Raw genomic sequence first — 17,293 nt, 5'->3', positions numbered from 1 at the left:
ATGTGGTAAACGAAGGGAAATCGGGGGGCGAAAAAGCGTGCCTTCGAAGGCACGCGCATCCAAAAAGGACTGCTATGGCGCTCGACAAGGAAGAGACCGGCGAGCGGGTGCTGGCCATTGCCGAGACGCTGCTCAACGAAGGCGGCATGGACAATCTGAAGGCCAGGACCATCGCCGAACAGGCGGGCATCTCGGTCGGCTCGGTCTATAATCTGTTTTCCGATCTCGACGGTGTGCACCGCGCCGTCAACATGCGGCTGCTCGACCGGCTGGGGATCGCGGGCGCTGCGGCGATGGCCGATCTTGGCAGGCGCGGCATCACCGACGTGCGCCAACGGCTGATGGTGCTGGCCGGCGCCTATGTTCGCTTCGTCGAGGCGCATCCCGGTAGCTGGCCGGCGCTGCTGGCCTTCAACAGGCGGCGTCCTGTGCTGACCGAGCCCGACGTCTACGAGGCACGGCTCGATCAGTTGTTCGAGATCATCGCCAGCGTCCTTGCCGATGGCGGCTTCGATCTCGACGAGGACACGCGCCGGATCGCCGCGCGAACCCTCTGGTCAAGCGTGCATGGCATCGTCACCAGCGGGTATGCGGGCAGGTCCGTTAGCCGGCAGGCCGACGAGATCGACCGGCAGATCGAGCTCCTGGTCGCCGTCTTCATCAGGGGGCTGGAACGCGGCGGCACATTCGCGCATGCTGGGCCGACAGCGTCGTGAATCGCATACCGACGGCGATCGCAGGCGGCAAGGAGATTTGAGCGATGTCTTTTCTGAAACGTCTTTTCGGCGGCGGTGGCGGCGAAGCGGCCGAGCCCGCAAGTGCCGCGCCCGCCAAGCAGGTCGAGCACAAGGGTTTTACGATCAGCGCCACGCCCTACAAGACCGAAGGCCAGTACCAGACCTGCGGCGTCGTCTCCAAGGAGGTCGATGGCGTGGTGAAGGAGCACAAATTCATCCGTGCCGACCGTTTCGCCGGACTGGACGACGCCGTCGACATCTCGATCAAGAAAGGCATCCAGCTCGTCGACGAGCAGGGCGATCGGATTTTCGGGTAGGGTCCAGCCGTCTCCAAAAGAGCGTGGATCGCGCGTGAGGGGCCTTACACCCTCGAGCACTCCGTGAAGCGCTCGAGGTCCTTGGCTGGCGTGCCATCCAGGTGGGTATTAGCCGCGCTTTTGGATGACGCCGTAGAGCACGTTGCGATTCTCGCCGAAGTACACTTGCGCCTCCACGGTGTTGCGGTCGACGCTGGCATTGATGATGTTCCACATGTCGACTTCCGACCGCAGCAGCAGCACCCAGTCCATGAACGTTTCCCGGTAGCCGGCGTCAGGAGTGCCCTCGGCGTAGTTCGCAAACAGGAATGTCCCGTTCGGCTTCAGCATCTGCAGACAGGTCTTGGCGAGCTTCACGGCGACGTTGTGCTGAAGGTAGTCGTAAAGCCCGGAGGCATAGATGAGATCGAACTTGCCAAGCTTGTGGCCCCTGGTGAGCACGGTCCGTACCGAGCCGTCGATGGCCTCGACCGCGGTGCCTTGGAAATCGCGCGCGATCAGTCCGACGCTCTGGGGATCCTGGTCGAGCGCGACCCAGCGCTTGAGGCCGCCCTCGGCCAATGCGGCCGAACGGTTCGCTTCGCGCAGATGGCCGGCCGCGATAGCCAGGACTTCGGTTTCCGGTCCATTCTTGGCCGCGGTCTCATCGACATAGCGGGTCAGCAGATCGCGGCGCTCCCGTGCCGCGACGCATGACGGGACGTTCTGGGTATGGCTGTAAAGCGCCTTGCCGATCTCCGAGGCGTTCGCCACGCTCTCGGCCACGTGCGGGTCACAATAGATGTAGTCGAGCAACTGCGCGTCGCCGGAATAACCCCTGGGCTTGGTGAAGGACCAATGCGTCAGCGGATCCTCGAGAAAGTACTTCTGGATCGGGTGGTTCTGCGCCACCGGTATCAAGGCTTGCCACACGTCGGGATGAACCTTGGCACGCAACGCGTTGAGAAGCGACAGCAGCCGGCGAACGATCTCGGCGGGAAATTTTTGCTGCTCGACCTGTTGCTGTGTCGCGTGGAGGATGAGCGCCAGCTCCGCGCGAGCGGTTTCGAACGCTTCGCCATGATGCTCGGGCTTTCCTCGACGGAGACCACTGGCAATTGCCTCCGCGGTAATCAGACTCTGGCCATCAAAGACAGTTTGCACACCAAGACTCCATAGTTAACAGTCAGTTAACTTATTGCTTAGAATATTCGAATTGCCAATGTCGGGCCGCGGGCATTTTATCGGTATGATTAATTTCCCGCTAACCATGTCAATTCTTTGGGGTTTTTAAGGAGGGGATTCCGGGTTCGAGTTAACGGAAACTTGTCCTGCGTCATTGCATTTGATCGCGCGGCAAGAGATGTCGCGCCCAAGGAGTCGGTCTGCGTTGGGGGCAGAAGCTGCAAAAGAATTCGGAACGCGAGATGCCCTTCAGCCGGGATTTGTCGTGAACGAACGCGCGTCATCCAGAGTGGCCGATGCGGTCGATTCGGAACCGCACGATCCCCGCCAGGAGTTGGGGGCGGCTGAACTTCGCATCCTTTACCGTACGGAAGCCCAGGCGAAGCGAAGGAAGGAAGCCAGGCCAGGCCTTTGGATCGCCGTCGTCATCTATGTCTTGTTTTCGGTATCGGATCTGCTGCTGATACCGGATGTGGCCGCCCTCACGATCACGGCCCGCTTCGCTGTCGGACTGACCGCACTGTTGGTCCTGGAAGCACAGCTTCGCCGGGGAGCCGCCACGGACTGGCTTGACGTAACCTGCGCCGCGGCCATCATCTTCGGCTATATCGGCTGGCTTTACCCCGCCTCCATGGGGGCGAACAAGGAAACCGTCGCCTATTATATGGTCTTCGGCACCATTTTCATGATGAGTGCCAATCTCTTCTTCACGTTCCGGTTCAAAGTGTCGATCATAACGTCGACTATAATTTTGTGTATCTTGTATGTGGTGAACTACTTTCTACCCGCGTCGCTGGCATACAAGATGGTATTTGGCACTTTCTACGTTTCGTGCTTCACGTTCACATCCTATGTGAACTGGAAGCTGAACGAAGAGCGCTACAACGTCTTCCTCAACGCGCTGGAAGCCAAGATCCAGCACAATGAGGCCACCGAGCGCGGCAAGGCCCTGCTCAGGCTGTCGCGGACGGATCCGCTCACAGGCCTGGAGAACCGGCGCGCCATCGACGAGAAACTGCGCGACTACTGGAATGACTGGCAAAAGCTTGGCCATGGTTTTGCGGCGATCCTCATCGACGTCGACTTCTTCAAGAAGTTCAACGATTGCTATGGCCATCAGGAGGGTGACCGTTGCCTGATCCAGGTCGCCGAGGCGCTCAGCGACCTGATCAAGCAATATGATGGCTCCATCGGGCGCTATGGTGGGGAGGAATTCATCGTCCTGGCTCGCATGGGCAGGAAAGACCAGGTCGCGGATCTCGCCGAAGCCATTTGCCGCACGGTCGAGAATCTGGCGATCGCGCACGAGTTGCGGCGGGATGGCATCGCGATCGTGACGGCGAGCGTAGGCGCGGCATTCACCAGGAAGCAGACCGCCGCCAAGCTGGAGAAGATCATCCACGAGGCCGATCGAGCGCTCTATCTGGCAAAAGCCGGCGGCCGAAATTGTGTCCGGCTGTTCGATCCGACCGATCCCCAGAGCAGCGACGAGAGCGAGAATCTCGCGGCTTTGCTGAAGATCGCGATCGGCCAGGATCTCGTTTCGCTTGTCTATCAGCCCATCCAGGACGTCGCGTCGGGCCGGGTCGAGGCCGTGGAGGCGCTGATGCGTCTCAAGATGCTCGACGGAACCCTGGTTCCGCCGAGCCTGTTCATTCCCGTCGCGGAGCGAACCGGCGCCATCCTCGAGCTCGGGCGTTGGGCGATAAGGACCGTGTGCGCCGAACTCCTGGCGCAGGATCACGTGCGCGTCGTCAGCGTCAACGTCTCGCCGATCCAGCTCAAGACGCCCGGCTTCGCGACATCGGTCGCGACCATTCTGGGCGAGACCGGCGTCACCGGCAACAGGCTGGCCTTCGAGATCACCGAGGGGCTGGAGATGGAGATGCACTCCGACATCCTGCGCTGCATCAGCGATCTGAAGCTGCTCGGAATCAGAATATGGCTCGATGATTTCGGGACGGGCTTCGCCGGCCTTTCATGGCTTCGTCTCATCGATTTCGATACGGTCAAGATCGACCGTTCGTTTCTCCACGACTGCGGCACCCCCAAGGGCATGGCGATGCTGCAGGATATCATCGCGCTGGTCAGAAATCGCGGCCACAAAATCCTGGTCGAAGGGGTGGAGACCGAAGAGCAGATGCTCCTCATGCGCCAGTTTGGCATCGACAAAGTCCAGGGCTTTCATGTCGGCCGCCCGGCTCCGGCCGCGAATTTCCAGACCAAACGGGCCATTCAGAAGCGGCCGTTCACGGTTCTCAAGTCGGCGTGACGCCGAAGCAGGCGGTGGCTTGACCGGCCATGGCCCGTCAAGCCCGTTTGTCATCTGGCCACGATTGCCGTCCGGCCGTGTCTCCTGATTTTATGCGTGTCGTTATCCCGGAACCGAGGAGACTTCCGGGCGACATGCACTATGCCGTCTGCAACGCCGTGCGTGGCAGCGGCGGGAAGGCGATGGCTATGCCCGCGGCACCCAGGCCGATGAGAGCCGAGCCGATGAACAGCCAATGGTAGCTGGCATAGGCGTCGAAGATCATGCCGCCGGCAAGCGGCCCCAGCGCCATGCCGAGGCTGGAAAGCATGGTGGCGGCGCCGAACACGGTGCCGAGAATGCGCTGGCCGAAATATTCGCGCGCCAGCACGGCGTAGAGCGGCATGACGCCGCCATAGGTGGCGCCGAAGATGACGGCCAGCATATAGAACTGGTCGAGCTGGCTGATCGAGAGATAGGCGGCAATGACGATCGCCTGGATCGCCAGCCCCGCGATCAGCACCGGCTTGACGCCCAGCCTGTCGGCCAGCACGCCGTAGAGCAGCCGGCCGCCGAGGCCAGCCAGACCCTCGACACTGTAGATCGAGACCGCGGCCATCGGGGCGACGCCGCACAGCATGGCGTAGCTGACCATGTGGAAGATCGGGCCGGAATGGGCCGCGCAACAGGCGAAGAAGGTTAGCCCCAGCACGATGAATTGCGGCGAGCGCAGCGCCTGCCCGACCGTCAGGCCGGCGCCTTCGGCGACTGGTGCCGCGGCCGCACCGGAGGCGGCGGGTTTCGGCGGCTGGCGCACCAGAAGGACGGCGGGCAGCAGGAGCACCCAGGCCAGGAGGCCGATGTCGAACATGGCGGCGCGCCATTCATAGGCCGAGATCAGCCAGCGCGCGAAAGGCGAGATCGTCATCGGCGCCACGCCCATGCCGGCCGAGACCAGCGATACCGCCAGCCCGCGATTGGTGTCGAACCAGCCTGATGTCAGCGCGATCATCGGCGCGAAGAAGGCGCTGGCCGCGAGCCCGACGAGCACGCCATAAGTGATCTGGAAGTTGAGAAGCGAACCGGCGCGGCTTGCCAGCACCAGCGCCAGCCCGAGCAGCACGGCGCCGATCGTGACGACGATGCGGGCGCCGAACCGGTCGGACAGGGCGCCCCAGGCGAAGCCGCCGAGGCCCATCACCAGGAAGTTGAGCGTCATGGCGCTCGAAATGCCCGCGCGCGACCAGTTGGTATCGATCGCCATTGGCTCGAGGAAAATCGCCAGCGAAAACATCGTGCCGATGGCGACACAGGACATCAGCGCGCCAGCCGCGACGATGACCCAACGGTAGGAATGATTCATGTTTCTTCTCCCAGCCGGGAACAGGATCGATCTTTCGACGCCGCCCGGCAATTCCGGTTGCGTCCCAAGGACGTTCGAGGCGTGCTCGGATCGACATTCCAGATGGAAATTCTTATAGGGCCAGGCGATGGCCTGCGCCTCGTCAAATGCGCTGAGAGATATTTCAAAGGCTCAGATCGGCAGTTCCGATGTGTACTTGATCGTCCAGCTGGGAACGTCGGTCTTGACGTTCTGCACGCCCTTGATGCGGCTCAGATGCTCCGACTGGAAACGGCGATAGTCGTTGACATCAGCCGCCACCACGCGCACCAGGGCGTCGCAGTCGCCCAGCATGAGATAGCATTCCATCACTTGCGGCAGCTTGGCCACCTCGGTGGCGAAGTGCTCGATCGTGTCCTCGTCCTGCGTCTTCAGCCAGATCCGGGTGAAGAAGGTGAGGCCCTTGTCGATGCTGGCCGGATTGAGCACGGCGACATAGCGGTCGATGACGCCGGCTTCCTCCAGGAGCTTGACGCGCCGCAGGCAAGGCGAGGGCGACAGGCCGACCTCATTGGCCAGATCATTGTTGGCCATGCGGCCGTCGCGCTGCAGTGCCCGCAGGATGCGCTTGTCGATGTCGTCGAGCTTCACGGCGTTGAATTCCATTTTCCTGCAGATATGTGACATTCAATGCCAAAATTTGGCGGAAGACAACAATCTTCGCAACCAAATTGCGGGGAGGTGTAGGTATGTTTCGCCCTGACATCACGAAATTTCCAAACGCAGGGCAGGGCGGCTGCGAGGCCGGCCTATGGCAGACCATGAGCATTTCACAGGCAGTCGAGGCAGCCGGCAATGGTTCGGAATCCGAGTTCCGCCGTGGTGTGATGTCCTGCGCGCCGGTGCTGCTCGGCACCATTCCCTACGCGCTGGTGCTTGGCGCCCAGGCCACGCAGAAGGGGCTGAGCACGGTCGAGTTGTCCATGATGACCGGTCTGAACTTCGCCGGCGGTTCGGAATTCGCGGCGATCCAGTTGTGGACGTCGCCGCCGCACGTCCTGCTCATTGTCGCCATCACCTTCCTGGTCAACAGCCGTCATCTGCTGATGGGGGCGGCGCTCGCGCCGTTCCTGCGCGAGCTACCGCGGCGCAAGGTTTTCCCGGCGCTGTTCTTCATGTGCGACGAAAGCTGGGCGCTGGGCCTGGCCGATGCCAAACAGCGTGCCGCCGCGGGCATCGGCCCGGCCTTCAGCCCGCGCTATTATATGGGTGCGGGGCTGGCGATGTATCTCACCTGGGTAGCCTTCACGACGCTCGGCGCCTTGCTCGGCCCGATGCTGGGCGATGTCGAAACCTATGGTTTCGACATGGCGTTTCCGGCCGTCTTCCTGGTGCTGATGCGCGGCATGTGGAAAGGCTTTGCCGCCGCGCGACCGTGGCTCGTCAGCCTGGCAGTCGCCGCGCTTGTCTATTTCTTCGTTCCGGGCGCCTGGTATGTCGCGGCGGGTGCTGTGTCGGGGCTGGTCACGGCCTGGTTGCTGGCAGGTGATACATATTCGACATGACAACCCTTCTCACCATCGTGCTGATGGCCGGCGTCACCTATCTGTCGCGGGTCGGCGGCTATGTCGTGCTGCGCAACCGCGTGCTCAGCACCCGCGCCACGGCGGTGATGGAGGCAGCGCCCGGCTGCGTGCTGATCTCTGTCATCGCGCCGGCCTTCGTGTCGCGGAATCCGGCTGATCTTGCGGCATTGGCCATCACGCTGGCGGCGGCAACGCGGCTTTCCATGCTGCCGACCGTGCTGATCGGGGTCGCTTCGGCCGGCCTCTTGCGGCATCTGATCGGCTGAAGCGAAAAGGCAGGCGCGAACGCCTGCCTTTCGAGTTCAGATGATCGAGAGCCTTACGCGGCAGCAGCAGCCTGCTGGCTGGCCACCACGGCGTCGACCTTGGCGGTCGCCTTGGCGAGCGCGGCAGTGACCGCGTCCGGGCCCATGCCAACGCCTTCGATGCGGATGACATCGACATCGGTCATGCCGAGGAAGCCGAGCACGCCGCGCAGATACGGAATGGCGTGATCGAACTGCACGGCCGCGCCCTCGGAATAGATGCCGCCCGAAGCCAGCACGATATAGACTTTCTTGCCGGTGACGAGGCCCTTGGGACCATTCTCGCCATAGGCAAAGCTCCGGCCGGAGCGGGCGATGTGGTCGACCCAGGACTTCAGTGTCGAGGAGATGTTGAAGTTGATGAAGCCGGTGGCGAGGATCACCGTGTCGGCAGCAAACAGTTCGTCCAGCACCGCGTCCGAAACGCCCACCACCTCGGCCTGGCGCGGGGTGCGGGCATCGGCCGGCGTGTAGATGCCGGTCGCATAGTCGGCATCGATGTGCGGCAGCGGGTTGGCGACGAGATCGCGCACGACCAGCGTGTTCGATGGGTCGGCGGCGAGAAGCTTCTGAGCGAATTCAGTTGCAATGCGGGTCGAGTGCGAGGCAGCGCCGCGGGGGCTCGAGGTAACAAGAAGAATGGACATGGCGGGTCTCTCCAGTTGAATGAATTGTCCCGACATATATGGGCTATCGATCCATCCGATAAACTGGCATATTTTCTATACGATCCATCTATAAAGTAGATACAGCGATGCAGCCGAACCCGACCCTCGACCAGCTCCAGATCCTTGTCGCCGTTGCCGACACCGGCAGTTTCTCGGCCGCCGGCCGCAAGCTCAACCGGGCACAATCCGTCATCAGTTATGGCATCGCCAATCTCGAGGCGCAGCTCGGGCTGAAGCTGTTCGAGCGCGAGGGCACGCGCGAGCCGCAACTGACCGAGATCGGCCGGGCAATGCTGGAGGATGCGCGGCGCATGGTGGGCGTGCTGCAGCGCATCCGCTCGCGCGCCGACGGCCACCATCACGGGCTGGAGGCCGAGGTGGCGCTGTCGGTCGATGCGACCTTGCCGTCGCCGGTGCTGGTGCGGGTGCTCAAGGCGTTCGAGGCGCGGTTTCCGACCGTGATGCTGCGCCTGCATATCGGCACGCTCGGCCTCATTCCCGATCTCGTCGTCAATGGGCAGGCCGATCTGGGCATTGGCGGCTTGCTGGGCGATGTCGACGTGCATCTCGTGCGCATCGGCTTCATGTCGCTGGTGCCGGCGGCCGCACCCAGCCATCCGCTGGCACAGCTGCCGAAGCCGGTGGCGCTCGAGGATGTGCGCGAGCACACGCAGCTTGTCGTCACCGATCAGTCGGAGCGCACCAAGGGACGTGATTACGGCGTCTTCGCCTACCGCACCTGGCGCCTGACCGACGTGCGCACCAAGCACATACTGATGCGCGAGGGGCTGGGCTGGGGTGGGCTGCCGCGCTGGTTGATCGCCGACGATCTGGCCAGCGGCCGCCTGGTGGAGCTTGATCTCGAGCCCTACAAGGAGGTGAGTTCGCCATTGTTCGCCATGCACCGCAACGATCGCAGCCCGAAGCCGGCGGCCGCCTGGTTGATCGACCGGTTCAAGCGCGGGCTCGGCTGCTTCAACGAGTTCGAGCCGGGCGAGGTGCCCGAAGAGGAGCCAGAGACCCATGGCCTGTCCGGCTCCGGCATCTGACCCGGGCATCCGAGAAATCACCGGATTATCGTCACCCCGGAAACCACGATCTGCGCGGTGCGGGCGGTCAATTTCCCGTGCTTGCGTAGCGTCGGTTTTTCATAGGTCTTTTTCATGTGTCGGTCCCGAATGTGAGCCTCGAGGCGGGAGTGAGCCCTGACATAACGAGATTGGAGAGTTCCGGTTGCGTCGCCGTGCCATTCCGTGCCGCGGAATGTGACACGATCACCAGCCAGCGGCCTCAGTCAGACTTTCCCAGAGCTTTCAGGATAAAGCGAATCTGCTCGCGCAGGCTCGTTTCGGTGTCTTCGCTGTTTCGAACGCAGTGCTCTATTAGAATCGGGTGGAAGAACGGCATGAATGCGGCCTTGACCGCACGCGCCGCTTCCGCTGGGTCCTCGACCTTGAATTCCCCTGCTTCGACGCCTTCGCGAATGATCGCTTTGAAGATCGTCACCATCCGCTCGAGATGCGACTTGATGACCGCCCAGTTCTCCTGCATGGCGGCGACAATCATGTCGTGCATGCACCGTTCCTTGACCAGCTTCTTCTTGTTGTGATGGTGAAGTGCGTTCAAGAGTCGGTCGAGTTTCACCGAGGCCGGTACGTTCGTGCATGCGATCGCAACGGCAATGTCAGCAAACTCATTCAAGACCCTTCTGCAGATGGATTCGTTGATGGCATCCCGGGAGGGGAAGAAGCGGTAGACGTTCGCCGGGCTCATGCCAAGCCCGGAGGCGATGTCGGCCACCGACGTCTTGTGGCAGCCGATGCGGCGAAAGTGCTCCTCAGCAACCTCCAGGATGCGCGCGCGCATCTCGTCGGGATCAGGAGTTCGAACCGGACGATTCATGCATGTCTCCAGAATTGATGAGCGAACCTGCCGGACTCGCGGGGAAGATCATCTCCAGCCGGCCAGTTCGTGCCGTTGGCCCTGCATGTGTCCAGGCAGAGCCAACGGGCAAGAACTTGAACCGTCTCCCGCGACAACAGAGCCCTACTCGGCCGCCATAGCTGTTGGCACTTCCGGTTCCTCCGTCGAATCCTCTTGGAATTCATCCGTGGTCGGTTTGATCCGGAACCACGCGACATAGAGCGCAGGGAGGAACAGCAGGATCAGCACCGTGCCGGCCGCCGTGCCGCCGATCAGCGTGAAGGCCATCGATCCCCAGAAGACGGAGTGGGTGAGGGGGATGAAAGCCAGCACGGCGGCAAGTGCGGTCAGGATCACCGGCCTCGTGCGTTGCACCGTGGCCTCGATGACGGCGTGATAGTCGTCAAGGCCAGCGGCACGGTTCTCCTTGATCTGTTCGGTCAGGATCAGCGTGTTGCGCATCAGGATGCCCGCCAGTCCTATCAGGCCCAGAATGGCGTTGAATCCGAAGGGCTGGTTGAAGGCCAGTAACATCGGTACGACGCCAACGAGGCCGAGGGGTGCCGTCAGCATGACCATCGCCATCGTCGAGAACGATCGCACCTGCAGTATGATGACGATCAGCATGGCGGCGAGCATGGCCGGGAAGACCTTACCCAGCGCGGTGTTGGCCTTGGCCGCCTCTTCGATCGATCCACCCATTTCGATGCGATAGCCGGCAGGCAGGGATTTGATCAGCGGCTGAAGGGCCTCCATGATCTGCTTGGAAACCTCTGGAGGCTGGGTCGCCTCATTGATGTCCGAGCGAATCGTGATGACCGGGGTGCGATCACGCCGCTTCAGGATCGGCTCTTCCAGACGGATTTCCGAGTGGCCGATCTGGTCGAGCGGGATCTGGCGACCGTCCCGGCTCATCAGCGAGAAATCCGCCAGACGCGATGGATCCAGTCGCTCGCCGCCGGCGCTGCGTGCCACGATGGGGACATTGCGGATGTCCTCGCGGACCTGCGTGACCGGGATGCCGGTGAGGAGGAACTGGAGCTGCTGGGCCACCTCCGCCGGCGACAGGCCGATGAGGTTCAGTCGATCCTGATCCGGTATGAAGCGCAGTACCGGCGTGCGATTGCCCCAGTCGCGACTGGCCTGCCGCACGTCCGGCACGCCGCGCATCACATCGAGGGCTTTCTCAGAGATGGCGTACAATTGCGCGGGATCAGGCCCCATGACCCGGAACTCGACCGGGAACGGCGTGTAGGGTCCGAACACGAGTTGCGTAACGCGGACGTTCGCTTCGGGGGCAAGCCCTGTCGCAACCGCTTCACGCAGCCGGTGCTTCAAGGCCTCGCGGGCTTCCGCGTCCGGTGTCAGCACGACGATCTTTGCGAAGGCGGGATCAGGCAGTTCCGGTGCCATGGCAAAGAAGAAGCGCGGGGCGCCCTGGCCGACATAGCTCGCCACGATCTTGGCCTCGGGTTGGCCGCCAAGCCAGTGTTCCAGCTTTTCGACCGTGGCGGTCGTCGTCTCGATGCTGGTGCCTTCGGGCAGGCGAACCTCGACCAGCACTTCAGGGCGATCGGATGTCGGGAAGAACTGCTGCTTGAGACCGCCCATGCCGACAACCGAAAGCGCGAAGACGATGCCGACGGCAGCGCAGGTCACGAACTTGTGGCGCACCGCGCCAGTGATGAGCCGACGAAGGCGCCGATAGTTCGGTGTGTCATATATGGCATGGACACCTCCTTCGACCGGTTTGATCGCGGGCAGCATCTTGACGCCCATATACGGGGTGAAGACCACAGCGACGACCCAGGAGACGATGAGGGCGAAGCCCACGACCCAGAAGATGTTTCCGGCATATTCGCCGGCCGTCGAACGCGCGAAACCCACTGGTAGGAACCCGGCGATGGTCACGAGCGTGCCCGACAGCATCGGCGCCGCGGTATGGCTCCAGGCATAGGCCGCCGCCTTGATGCGGTCCATGCCTTCTTCCATTTTCACCACCATCACCTCAATGGCGATGATGGCGTCGTCCACGAGAAGGCCAAGCGCCAGGATGAGGGCGCCGAGCGTGATGCGGTCGAAGAACCGGCCGGTTTCCAGCATGATGAGGAAGACGACGGCAAGCGTCAGAGGAACGGCGGCCGCCACGACGATGCCGACGCGCCAACCCATGCTGATCAGGGCGATCAGCAGCACCACGCCGAGCGCCATCGCGAATTTGAGCATGAACTCGTTCACCGACGAGCCGATGTTCACGGCCTGGTCGCTGACCTTGGCCAGCGACATCCCGAGAGGCAGCGTTTGTGCGATCGCCGCCGATCTCTCCTCCAGTGCCTTGCCGAGTTCAAGACCATTCCAGCCCTCCTGCATCACCGCCGCGAGCATGATGGTCGGCTCGCCCTGGTGACGGATGACGTAAGTGGCAGGATCCTCGTAGCCGCGCCGGACCTCGGCGATGTCGGAGAGCTTCAACGTCCGTCCCGCGGCGACGATCGGCGTGTCGGCGATCGTCTGGACACTGTCATAAGCGCCGTTGACCCTGATGAAGACCTGCGGCCCCTTTGTGTCGATCGAGCCCGCCGGTGTGACGGTGTTCTGGCGCTGCAAGGCGGCGACGATATCCTGCGCCGACACGCCGAGGGTTGCGAGCTTAGCATAGGAAAACTCGACGAATATCTGTTCGGGACGCTCGCCGAGGATGTTGATCTTCTTGACGCCAGGCACATGCAGAAGGTCCTGGCGAATGGTCTCGGCTTGCCTGGCGAGCTCCCGCATGGGCAAGCCCTTCGCCTTGAGGGCGTAAAGAGCGAAACTCACATCGGAATATTCGTCGTTGACGAAGGGGCCGAGCACGCCGGGCGGCAGATTGCGGGCTTCATCCCCGAGTTTCTTACGGGCCTGATAGAACTCCTCCTGAACGCTGGATGGCGGTGTGCTGTCCTTCAGCGTGACCGTCAGATAGGCATAACCTGGCCGTGTTGTCGTCTCCACCCGGTCGTACCAGGTCAACTCCTGAAGTCGCTTCTCCAGCGGTTCGGCGACGAGGTCCTGCATCTCGCGCGCGGTCGCGCCCGGCCATACCGTCGTGACCGTCAGGGTCTTGATGGTGAAGTTGGGATCCTCCGCCCGTCCAAGCATGAGGAAAGCGTAGGCGCCGGCGGCGACCAGCAGAATAATGAAGAAAAGGGTGACGGCGCGCTCGCGAACGGCGATCGCGGAAAAATTGAGGCTCATCACTTGCTCCCGTTTTCAGAGGCAGTCCTGACGCGAGCGCCCTCCTGCAGGAGATGAGCGCCGAGCGAAACAATCTGATCGCTGGAACTCAGTCCGGAGATCACGGCGGTTTCGCTGGTCACACGAACAAGCTTGACGGGCCGAAAGTGCACGGTCGAGGTTGCGCCGTCCAAGCTCCAGACGCCGGTCTTCTGGCCATCATCCAGCACGGCTCCGAGCGGCACCTGGATTTCCGTTTGACTTGCCTGGCTTGCAAGCCGGATCGTCACGGTCGCGCCAAGCGGTGCTGCCGCCGCCTCACCATCGAGCACATAACGGGCCTCATAGGTACGGGTCTGGGGATCGGCGGCGTCCGACAACTGCCGCAGATGCGCCCTAAAATTCCGCCCATCGGCCCCATACATGCCCGCCTCGGCTACCGATCCGATCGCCGGCCGGATCGTTTCGGGAAGCGCGACCACAGCCTCGCGGGGACCGGCGTTCGCGATCCGAACCACGGTTTGTCCGGCGGTGACAACCTGTCCCGGCTCGCCAAGCGTTTCGACGACCGTTCCATCGGCGTTCGCGTCCAAGATGGAATAGGCCGCCTCGTTCTCCGCGACCTTCGCTTCCGCTTCCGCTGCGGCAAGCTGCGCCGTCGCGGTATCCAGTGCTGCCTTCGCCTGCTCGTAACGCTGCGGGGTTGCGGCCAATTCCTTCTTGACCAGAACGGCATAGCGCTTTTCGTCCGCACTGGTCTGAACCAGGACAGCGCGTGCCGCGGCGACAGCGTTGCGCTTGGCGGTGAGCGCAAGGGCCAGATCGGTATCATCGATCCGCAGCAGCGGTTGGCCCGCCTTGACCTGTTCACCGACATTCACCAGGCGTTCGATGATCTTGCCGGGAACGCGAAAGCCTAGATTGCTCTGCACCCGCGCGGCAATGGTGCCTGTAAAGCCGCGCTCGGATCCGGGCACCGGCACCGCCGTCACCAGTCTGACGATCGGTGGTTCCTGCCTCGGGTCGGCCGCTGCGGAAGCTGCCTGCGTGCGAATGGAAAGTGTGACGAAGGCCGCCACACCCAATCCCGCGACCAAAACGCTCCCCAGCCCAATAACGTGTTTCATTTTCATGCCCGTCGCCTCCTGTTAAATAGATTGCATTCACACTCTATATCTGCTATTGATTACGAATGCAATCTAAAAAAGGAGATGACGATGCGCGTAAGTCGCAGTCAGGCTGAGCAGAACCGGCAAACCGTGATCGATGTGGCAAGTCGTCTATTTCGAGAGCACGGCTTTGACGGCATCGGGCTGAAGGATCTGATGAAGGGTGCCGGGCTGACCCAAGGCGCCTTCTACAAGCAATTCGAATCCAAGGACGACTTGGCAGCGCAGGCATCGAGACGAGCGATGGAACACGCGACCCGCAGATGGTCGGCTGTTGCTGCCGGGAGCCCTGACCCCCTTGAAGCCGTTATAGGGCTCTACCTTTCAACAGGACATCGCGAAGAGAAGATGGAAGGCTGCCCATTGGCCGCGCTTGGTTCGGACGCGGCGCGTCAGAGCGAAAAGGTCAGAGGTCCATTCCAGGATGGCATTGCCGCTCACCTTGAGATTCTCGACGAGTTGATGCCTAGGGCGGAAAGCCCGGGAACCCAGCGCAAGGCGATGGCGATGCTGTCGCTCATGGTGGGTGCCGTGACGATCTCCCGTATCGTTAGAGATGAAGAGATGTCGCGGGACTTTCTCGACGCCGCCGCCGGCGAAGCCAGGCGCATCGCGACCTCGTAGGGACCCGTGGTCGCGATCGAGCGTCGGCACGGCGCCGCCGCGCGAACGGATCAAACAGAAGCTGGAGTAGACATGCGTCGTATCGTCATTACAGGCATGGGAGCAGTTAGCCCCCTCGGAGCCAACGCGGCGACTTCCTGGTCGCGGCTTCTGGCTGGCCGCTCGGGCATTCGGAGCCTGCCGGATGAAATGGTGGGAGACCTGCCGGCGAAAGTCGGCGGAATTGTTCCCTCCTTGCAGGAGGACCCCGAAGCCGGCTTCAATCCAGACACCGTCCTGGTTCCGAAGGAACAGCGCAGGGCGGACCGCTTCATTCTCTTCGCATTGGCAGCGGCGGAAGAGGCGCTGGCCCAGGCGAGGTGGAAGCCGGTCTCGGACGACGACAGGGCCCGCACCGCGACGATCATCGCTTCGGGTGTCGGAGGATTTCCCGCGATAACCGAAGCCGTGCGAACCGTCGATCAGCGCGGTGTTCGGCGTCTCTCACCGTTCACGGTGCCATCGTTCCTGGTGAACATGGCGGCGGGACAGACTTCGATCCGATATGGGTTCAAAGGCCCGCTCGGCGCTCCGGTGACGGCGTGCGCGGCCGGCATCCAGGCGATCGGCGATGCGGCGCGTCTCATCCGCTCCAATGAAGCCGACATCGCGGTATGCGGTGGAACGGAAGCCTGCATGAATGCGGTCAGCCTCGGCGGCTTTGCCGCCGCACGCTCCCTTTCGACCTCCTTCAATCACCGTCCCGATCAGGCCTCCCGTCCCTTCGACATGCTGCGTGACGGCTTCGTCATGGGCGAAGGAGCCGGAATCCTGGTCATCGAGGCATTGAGCCACGCGCTTGCGCGCGGCGCCAAGCCGCTCGCCGAGCTCGTCGGCTACGGCACGACGGCGGACGCTTATCACATCACCTCCGGCCCCGAGGATGGCGACGGTGCGCGGCGGGCCATGGAGATCGCGATCACCCAAGCCGGTATTTCGCCGCGTGAGGTCCGCCACCTCAATGCGCATGCGACCTCCACGCCGGTCGGCGACGCGGGGGAAATAGAGGCGATCAAAAGGGTCTTTGGCGCGGATTTCAGCATCGCCGTCAGCGGAACGAAGTCGGCGACCGGGCACCTGCTCGGAGCCGCCGGTGGGCTTGCGGCGATCTTCACGATCCTGGCGCTCAGGGACCAGGTCGCACCGCCGACCCTGAATTTGAGCGCCCCCGATCCGACCGGCGACGGGATCGACTTCGTCGCAAACCACGCCCGGCCAATGGAGATGGACTACGCGATTTCCAATGGCTTCGGCTTTGGAGGCGTAAACGCCAGTGCGTTGTTCCGGCGCTGGACGGACAGTTGAGTAGCGTGGGGCCACCTTTGGGCGACCTGCATCAGGCGCGGGACAGTCCGTCTATCAGCGCCGTCAGGACGGCGCGGTAGTCCTCGGCTGATGCGCCCGCCTCGATGGCGAGCGCAGCGCGGTCGAAAGCAGAACCGAGCAGCGCCGTCAGCGCCGCCGCCGGCAGCTTTGTCATCGATCGCGCCCGCATGGCCGCGACAAGGCCTTCACGCAGCGAGCGGTTGCCGTGGCGGTTATCGATGGCGTCCATGGCGGTGCGGCCGAGCACGGCCGGGCCGTCGAGCAGCAAGAGCCGCGTGCGACCGGGCGCGCGCATGGCCGTGAGATAGGCATCGGAACCGGCAATCAACGCATCGCGGGCGCTGAGCGAAGGCGGGGAGGCGCGGTCGATCTCCCGCGCCACAGCCGCCGCTTCCTGTTCAACCACGGCGGCGAAAAGTGCCTGCTTGTCGGCAAAGTGGTGATAGAGCGCGCCGCGCGTCACGCCTGCGGCGGCAACGATCTCCGGCGTGCCGGTCTCGGCATAAGATCTTTCCGTAAACAGTTTGCGCGCCGCCGCGATCAGGTCGGCGCGTGTCGCCTCGGTGCGGTCGCGGTTCGAGCGGCGCCCGGATTCCTGTTGCATACATGCAGCCTGTATGTTAATTCGA

At 62.8% G+C, this 17,293-nt stretch carries 17 protein-coding genes; 8 read left to right on the top strand and 9 right to left on the bottom strand.

What is annotated here, in order from left to right:
- The first annotated feature begins 74 nt into the window (after positions 1–74).
- Both O7A60_RS22890 and O7A60_RS22885 read left to right on the top strand, forming a co-directional pair.
- Positions 75–716 (top strand): TetR/AcrR family transcriptional regulator, encoded by a 642-nt coding sequence (locus O7A60_RS22890; protein WP_337108107.1) that lies wholly within the window; start codon positions 75–77, stop codon positions 714–716.
- Between the two features lie 44 nt (positions 717–760).
- A complete protein-coding gene (locus O7A60_RS22885; RefSeq protein ID WP_027145774.1) occupies positions 761–1,054 on the top strand; it encodes an HlyU family transcriptional regulator in 294 nt (97 codons plus the stop codon).
- Positions 1,055–1,162: 108 nt separating this feature from the next.
- Here the strand turns inward: O7A60_RS22885 and O7A60_RS22880 are convergent, their stop codons facing one another.
- Positions 1,163–2,197, bottom strand: a complete 1,035-nt coding sequence (locus tag O7A60_RS22880; protein ID WP_337108106.1) for a class I SAM-dependent methyltransferase — start codon at positions 2,195–2,197, stop codon at positions 1,163–1,165.
- Positions 2,198–2,396: 199 nt separating this feature from the next.
- On the opposite strand from O7A60_RS22880, the gene O7A60_RS22875 reads away from it, so the two are divergent.
- Entirely contained in the window at positions 2,397–4,490 is a 2,094-nt protein-coding gene (locus tag O7A60_RS22875) for a putative bifunctional diguanylate cyclase/phosphodiesterase (RefSeq protein WP_245262315.1), read from the top strand.
- A 139-nt stretch (positions 4,491–4,629) separates the two neighbouring features.
- On the opposite strand, the gene O7A60_RS22870 is transcribed toward O7A60_RS22875, so the two are convergent.
- Together O7A60_RS22870 and O7A60_RS22865 are read right to left on the bottom strand one after the other, a co-directional pair.
- Positions 4,630–5,832: an MFS transporter gene (locus O7A60_RS22870; RefSeq protein WP_337108105.1), complete on the bottom strand. Its 1,203-nt coding sequence runs from the start codon at positions 5,830–5,832 to the stop codon at positions 4,630–4,632.
- Between the two features lie 171 nt (positions 5,833–6,003).
- Positions 6,004–6,462: an Lrp/AsnC family transcriptional regulator gene (locus tag O7A60_RS22865; RefSeq protein WP_027145778.1), complete on the bottom strand. Its 459-nt coding sequence runs from the start codon at positions 6,460–6,462 to the stop codon at positions 6,004–6,006.
- Positions 6,463–6,632: 170 nt separating this feature from the next.
- Between O7A60_RS22865 and O7A60_RS22860 the strand changes: the two genes are divergently transcribed.
- Positions 6,633–7,376: an AzlC family ABC transporter permease gene (locus O7A60_RS22860; RefSeq protein ID WP_337108168.1), complete on the top strand. Its 744-nt coding sequence runs from the start codon at positions 6,633–6,635 to the stop codon at positions 7,374–7,376.
- Positions 7,364–7,663, top strand: a complete 300-nt coding sequence (locus tag O7A60_RS22855; protein WP_415926846.1) for an AzlD family protein — start codon at positions 7,364–7,366, stop codon at positions 7,661–7,663. Before O7A60_RS22860 ends, O7A60_RS22855 begins: the two co-directional genes overlap by 13 nt.
- Positions 7,664–7,716: 53 nt before the next feature.
- Here the strand turns inward: O7A60_RS22855 and O7A60_RS22850 are convergent, their stop codons facing one another.
- Positions 7,717–8,349 (bottom strand): FMN-dependent NADH-azoreductase, encoded by a 633-nt coding sequence (locus O7A60_RS22850; RefSeq protein ID WP_140505161.1) that lies wholly within the window; start codon positions 8,347–8,349, stop codon positions 7,717–7,719.
- Between the two features lie 107 nt (positions 8,350–8,456).
- Here O7A60_RS22850 and O7A60_RS22845 point away from each other — a divergent pair, with 107 nt between their 5' ends.
- Complete coding sequence (locus O7A60_RS22845; protein WP_337108103.1) at positions 8,457–9,419, top strand: LysR family transcriptional regulator; 963 nt, start codon at positions 8,457–8,459, stop codon at positions 9,417–9,419.
- Between the two features lie 17 nt (positions 9,420–9,436).
- Here O7A60_RS22845 and O7A60_RS22840 read toward each other — a convergent pair whose 3' ends face one another.
- From O7A60_RS22840 to O7A60_RS22825, 4 genes are all read right to left on the bottom strand, one after another.
- A complete protein-coding gene (locus tag O7A60_RS22840) occupies positions 9,437–9,535 on the bottom strand; it encodes a putative RiPP precursor (RefSeq protein ID WP_210241180.1) in 99 nt (32 codons plus the stop codon).
- A gap of 125 nt (positions 9,536–9,660) precedes the next feature.
- The gene (locus O7A60_RS22835) at positions 9,661–10,272 is read right to left on the bottom strand and encodes a TetR/AcrR family transcriptional regulator (RefSeq protein ID WP_337108102.1); all 612 of its coding nucleotides are present in this window, start codon (positions 10,270–10,272) and stop codon (positions 9,661–9,663) included.
- A 144-nt stretch (positions 10,273–10,416) separates the two neighbouring features.
- Complete coding sequence (locus O7A60_RS22830; protein ID WP_337108101.1) at positions 10,417–13,527, bottom strand: efflux RND transporter permease subunit; 3,111 nt, start codon at positions 13,525–13,527, stop codon at positions 10,417–10,419.
- The gene (locus O7A60_RS22825; RefSeq protein WP_337108100.1) at positions 13,527–14,639 is read right to left on the bottom strand and encodes an efflux RND transporter periplasmic adaptor subunit; all 1,113 of its coding nucleotides are present in this window, start codon (positions 14,637–14,639) and stop codon (positions 13,527–13,529) included. Before O7A60_RS22825 ends, O7A60_RS22830 begins: the two co-directional genes overlap by 1 nt.
- An 84-nt stretch (positions 14,640–14,723) precedes the next feature.
- On the opposite strand from O7A60_RS22825, the gene O7A60_RS22820 reads away from it, so the two are divergent.
- Both O7A60_RS22820 and fabF read left to right on the top strand, forming a co-directional pair.
- Positions 14,724–15,299: a TetR family transcriptional regulator gene (locus O7A60_RS22820; RefSeq protein WP_337108099.1), complete on the top strand. Its 576-nt coding sequence runs from the start codon at positions 14,724–14,726 to the stop codon at positions 15,297–15,299.
- Positions 15,300–15,371: 72 nt separating this feature from the next.
- Positions 15,372–16,643: a beta-ketoacyl-ACP synthase II gene (gene fabF, locus O7A60_RS22815; RefSeq protein WP_337108098.1), complete on the top strand. Its 1,272-nt coding sequence runs from the start codon at positions 15,372–15,374 to the stop codon at positions 16,641–16,643.
- 31 nt (positions 16,644–16,674) lie between these two features.
- Here the strand turns inward: fabF and O7A60_RS22810 are convergent, their stop codons facing one another.
- A complete protein-coding gene (locus tag O7A60_RS22810) occupies positions 16,675–17,268 on the bottom strand; it encodes a TetR/AcrR family transcriptional regulator (protein WP_337108097.1) in 594 nt (197 codons plus the stop codon).
- Positions 17,269–17,293 lie beyond the last annotated feature (25 nt).

The organism is Mesorhizobium salmacidum (SeqCode), from assembly GCF_037179605.1.
Classification (GTDB): Bacteria; Pseudomonadota; Alphaproteobacteria; order Rhizobiales; family Rhizobiaceae; genus Mesorhizobium; species Mesorhizobium salmacidum.
This window is presented reverse-complemented; position numbering and strand designations above follow the sequence as displayed.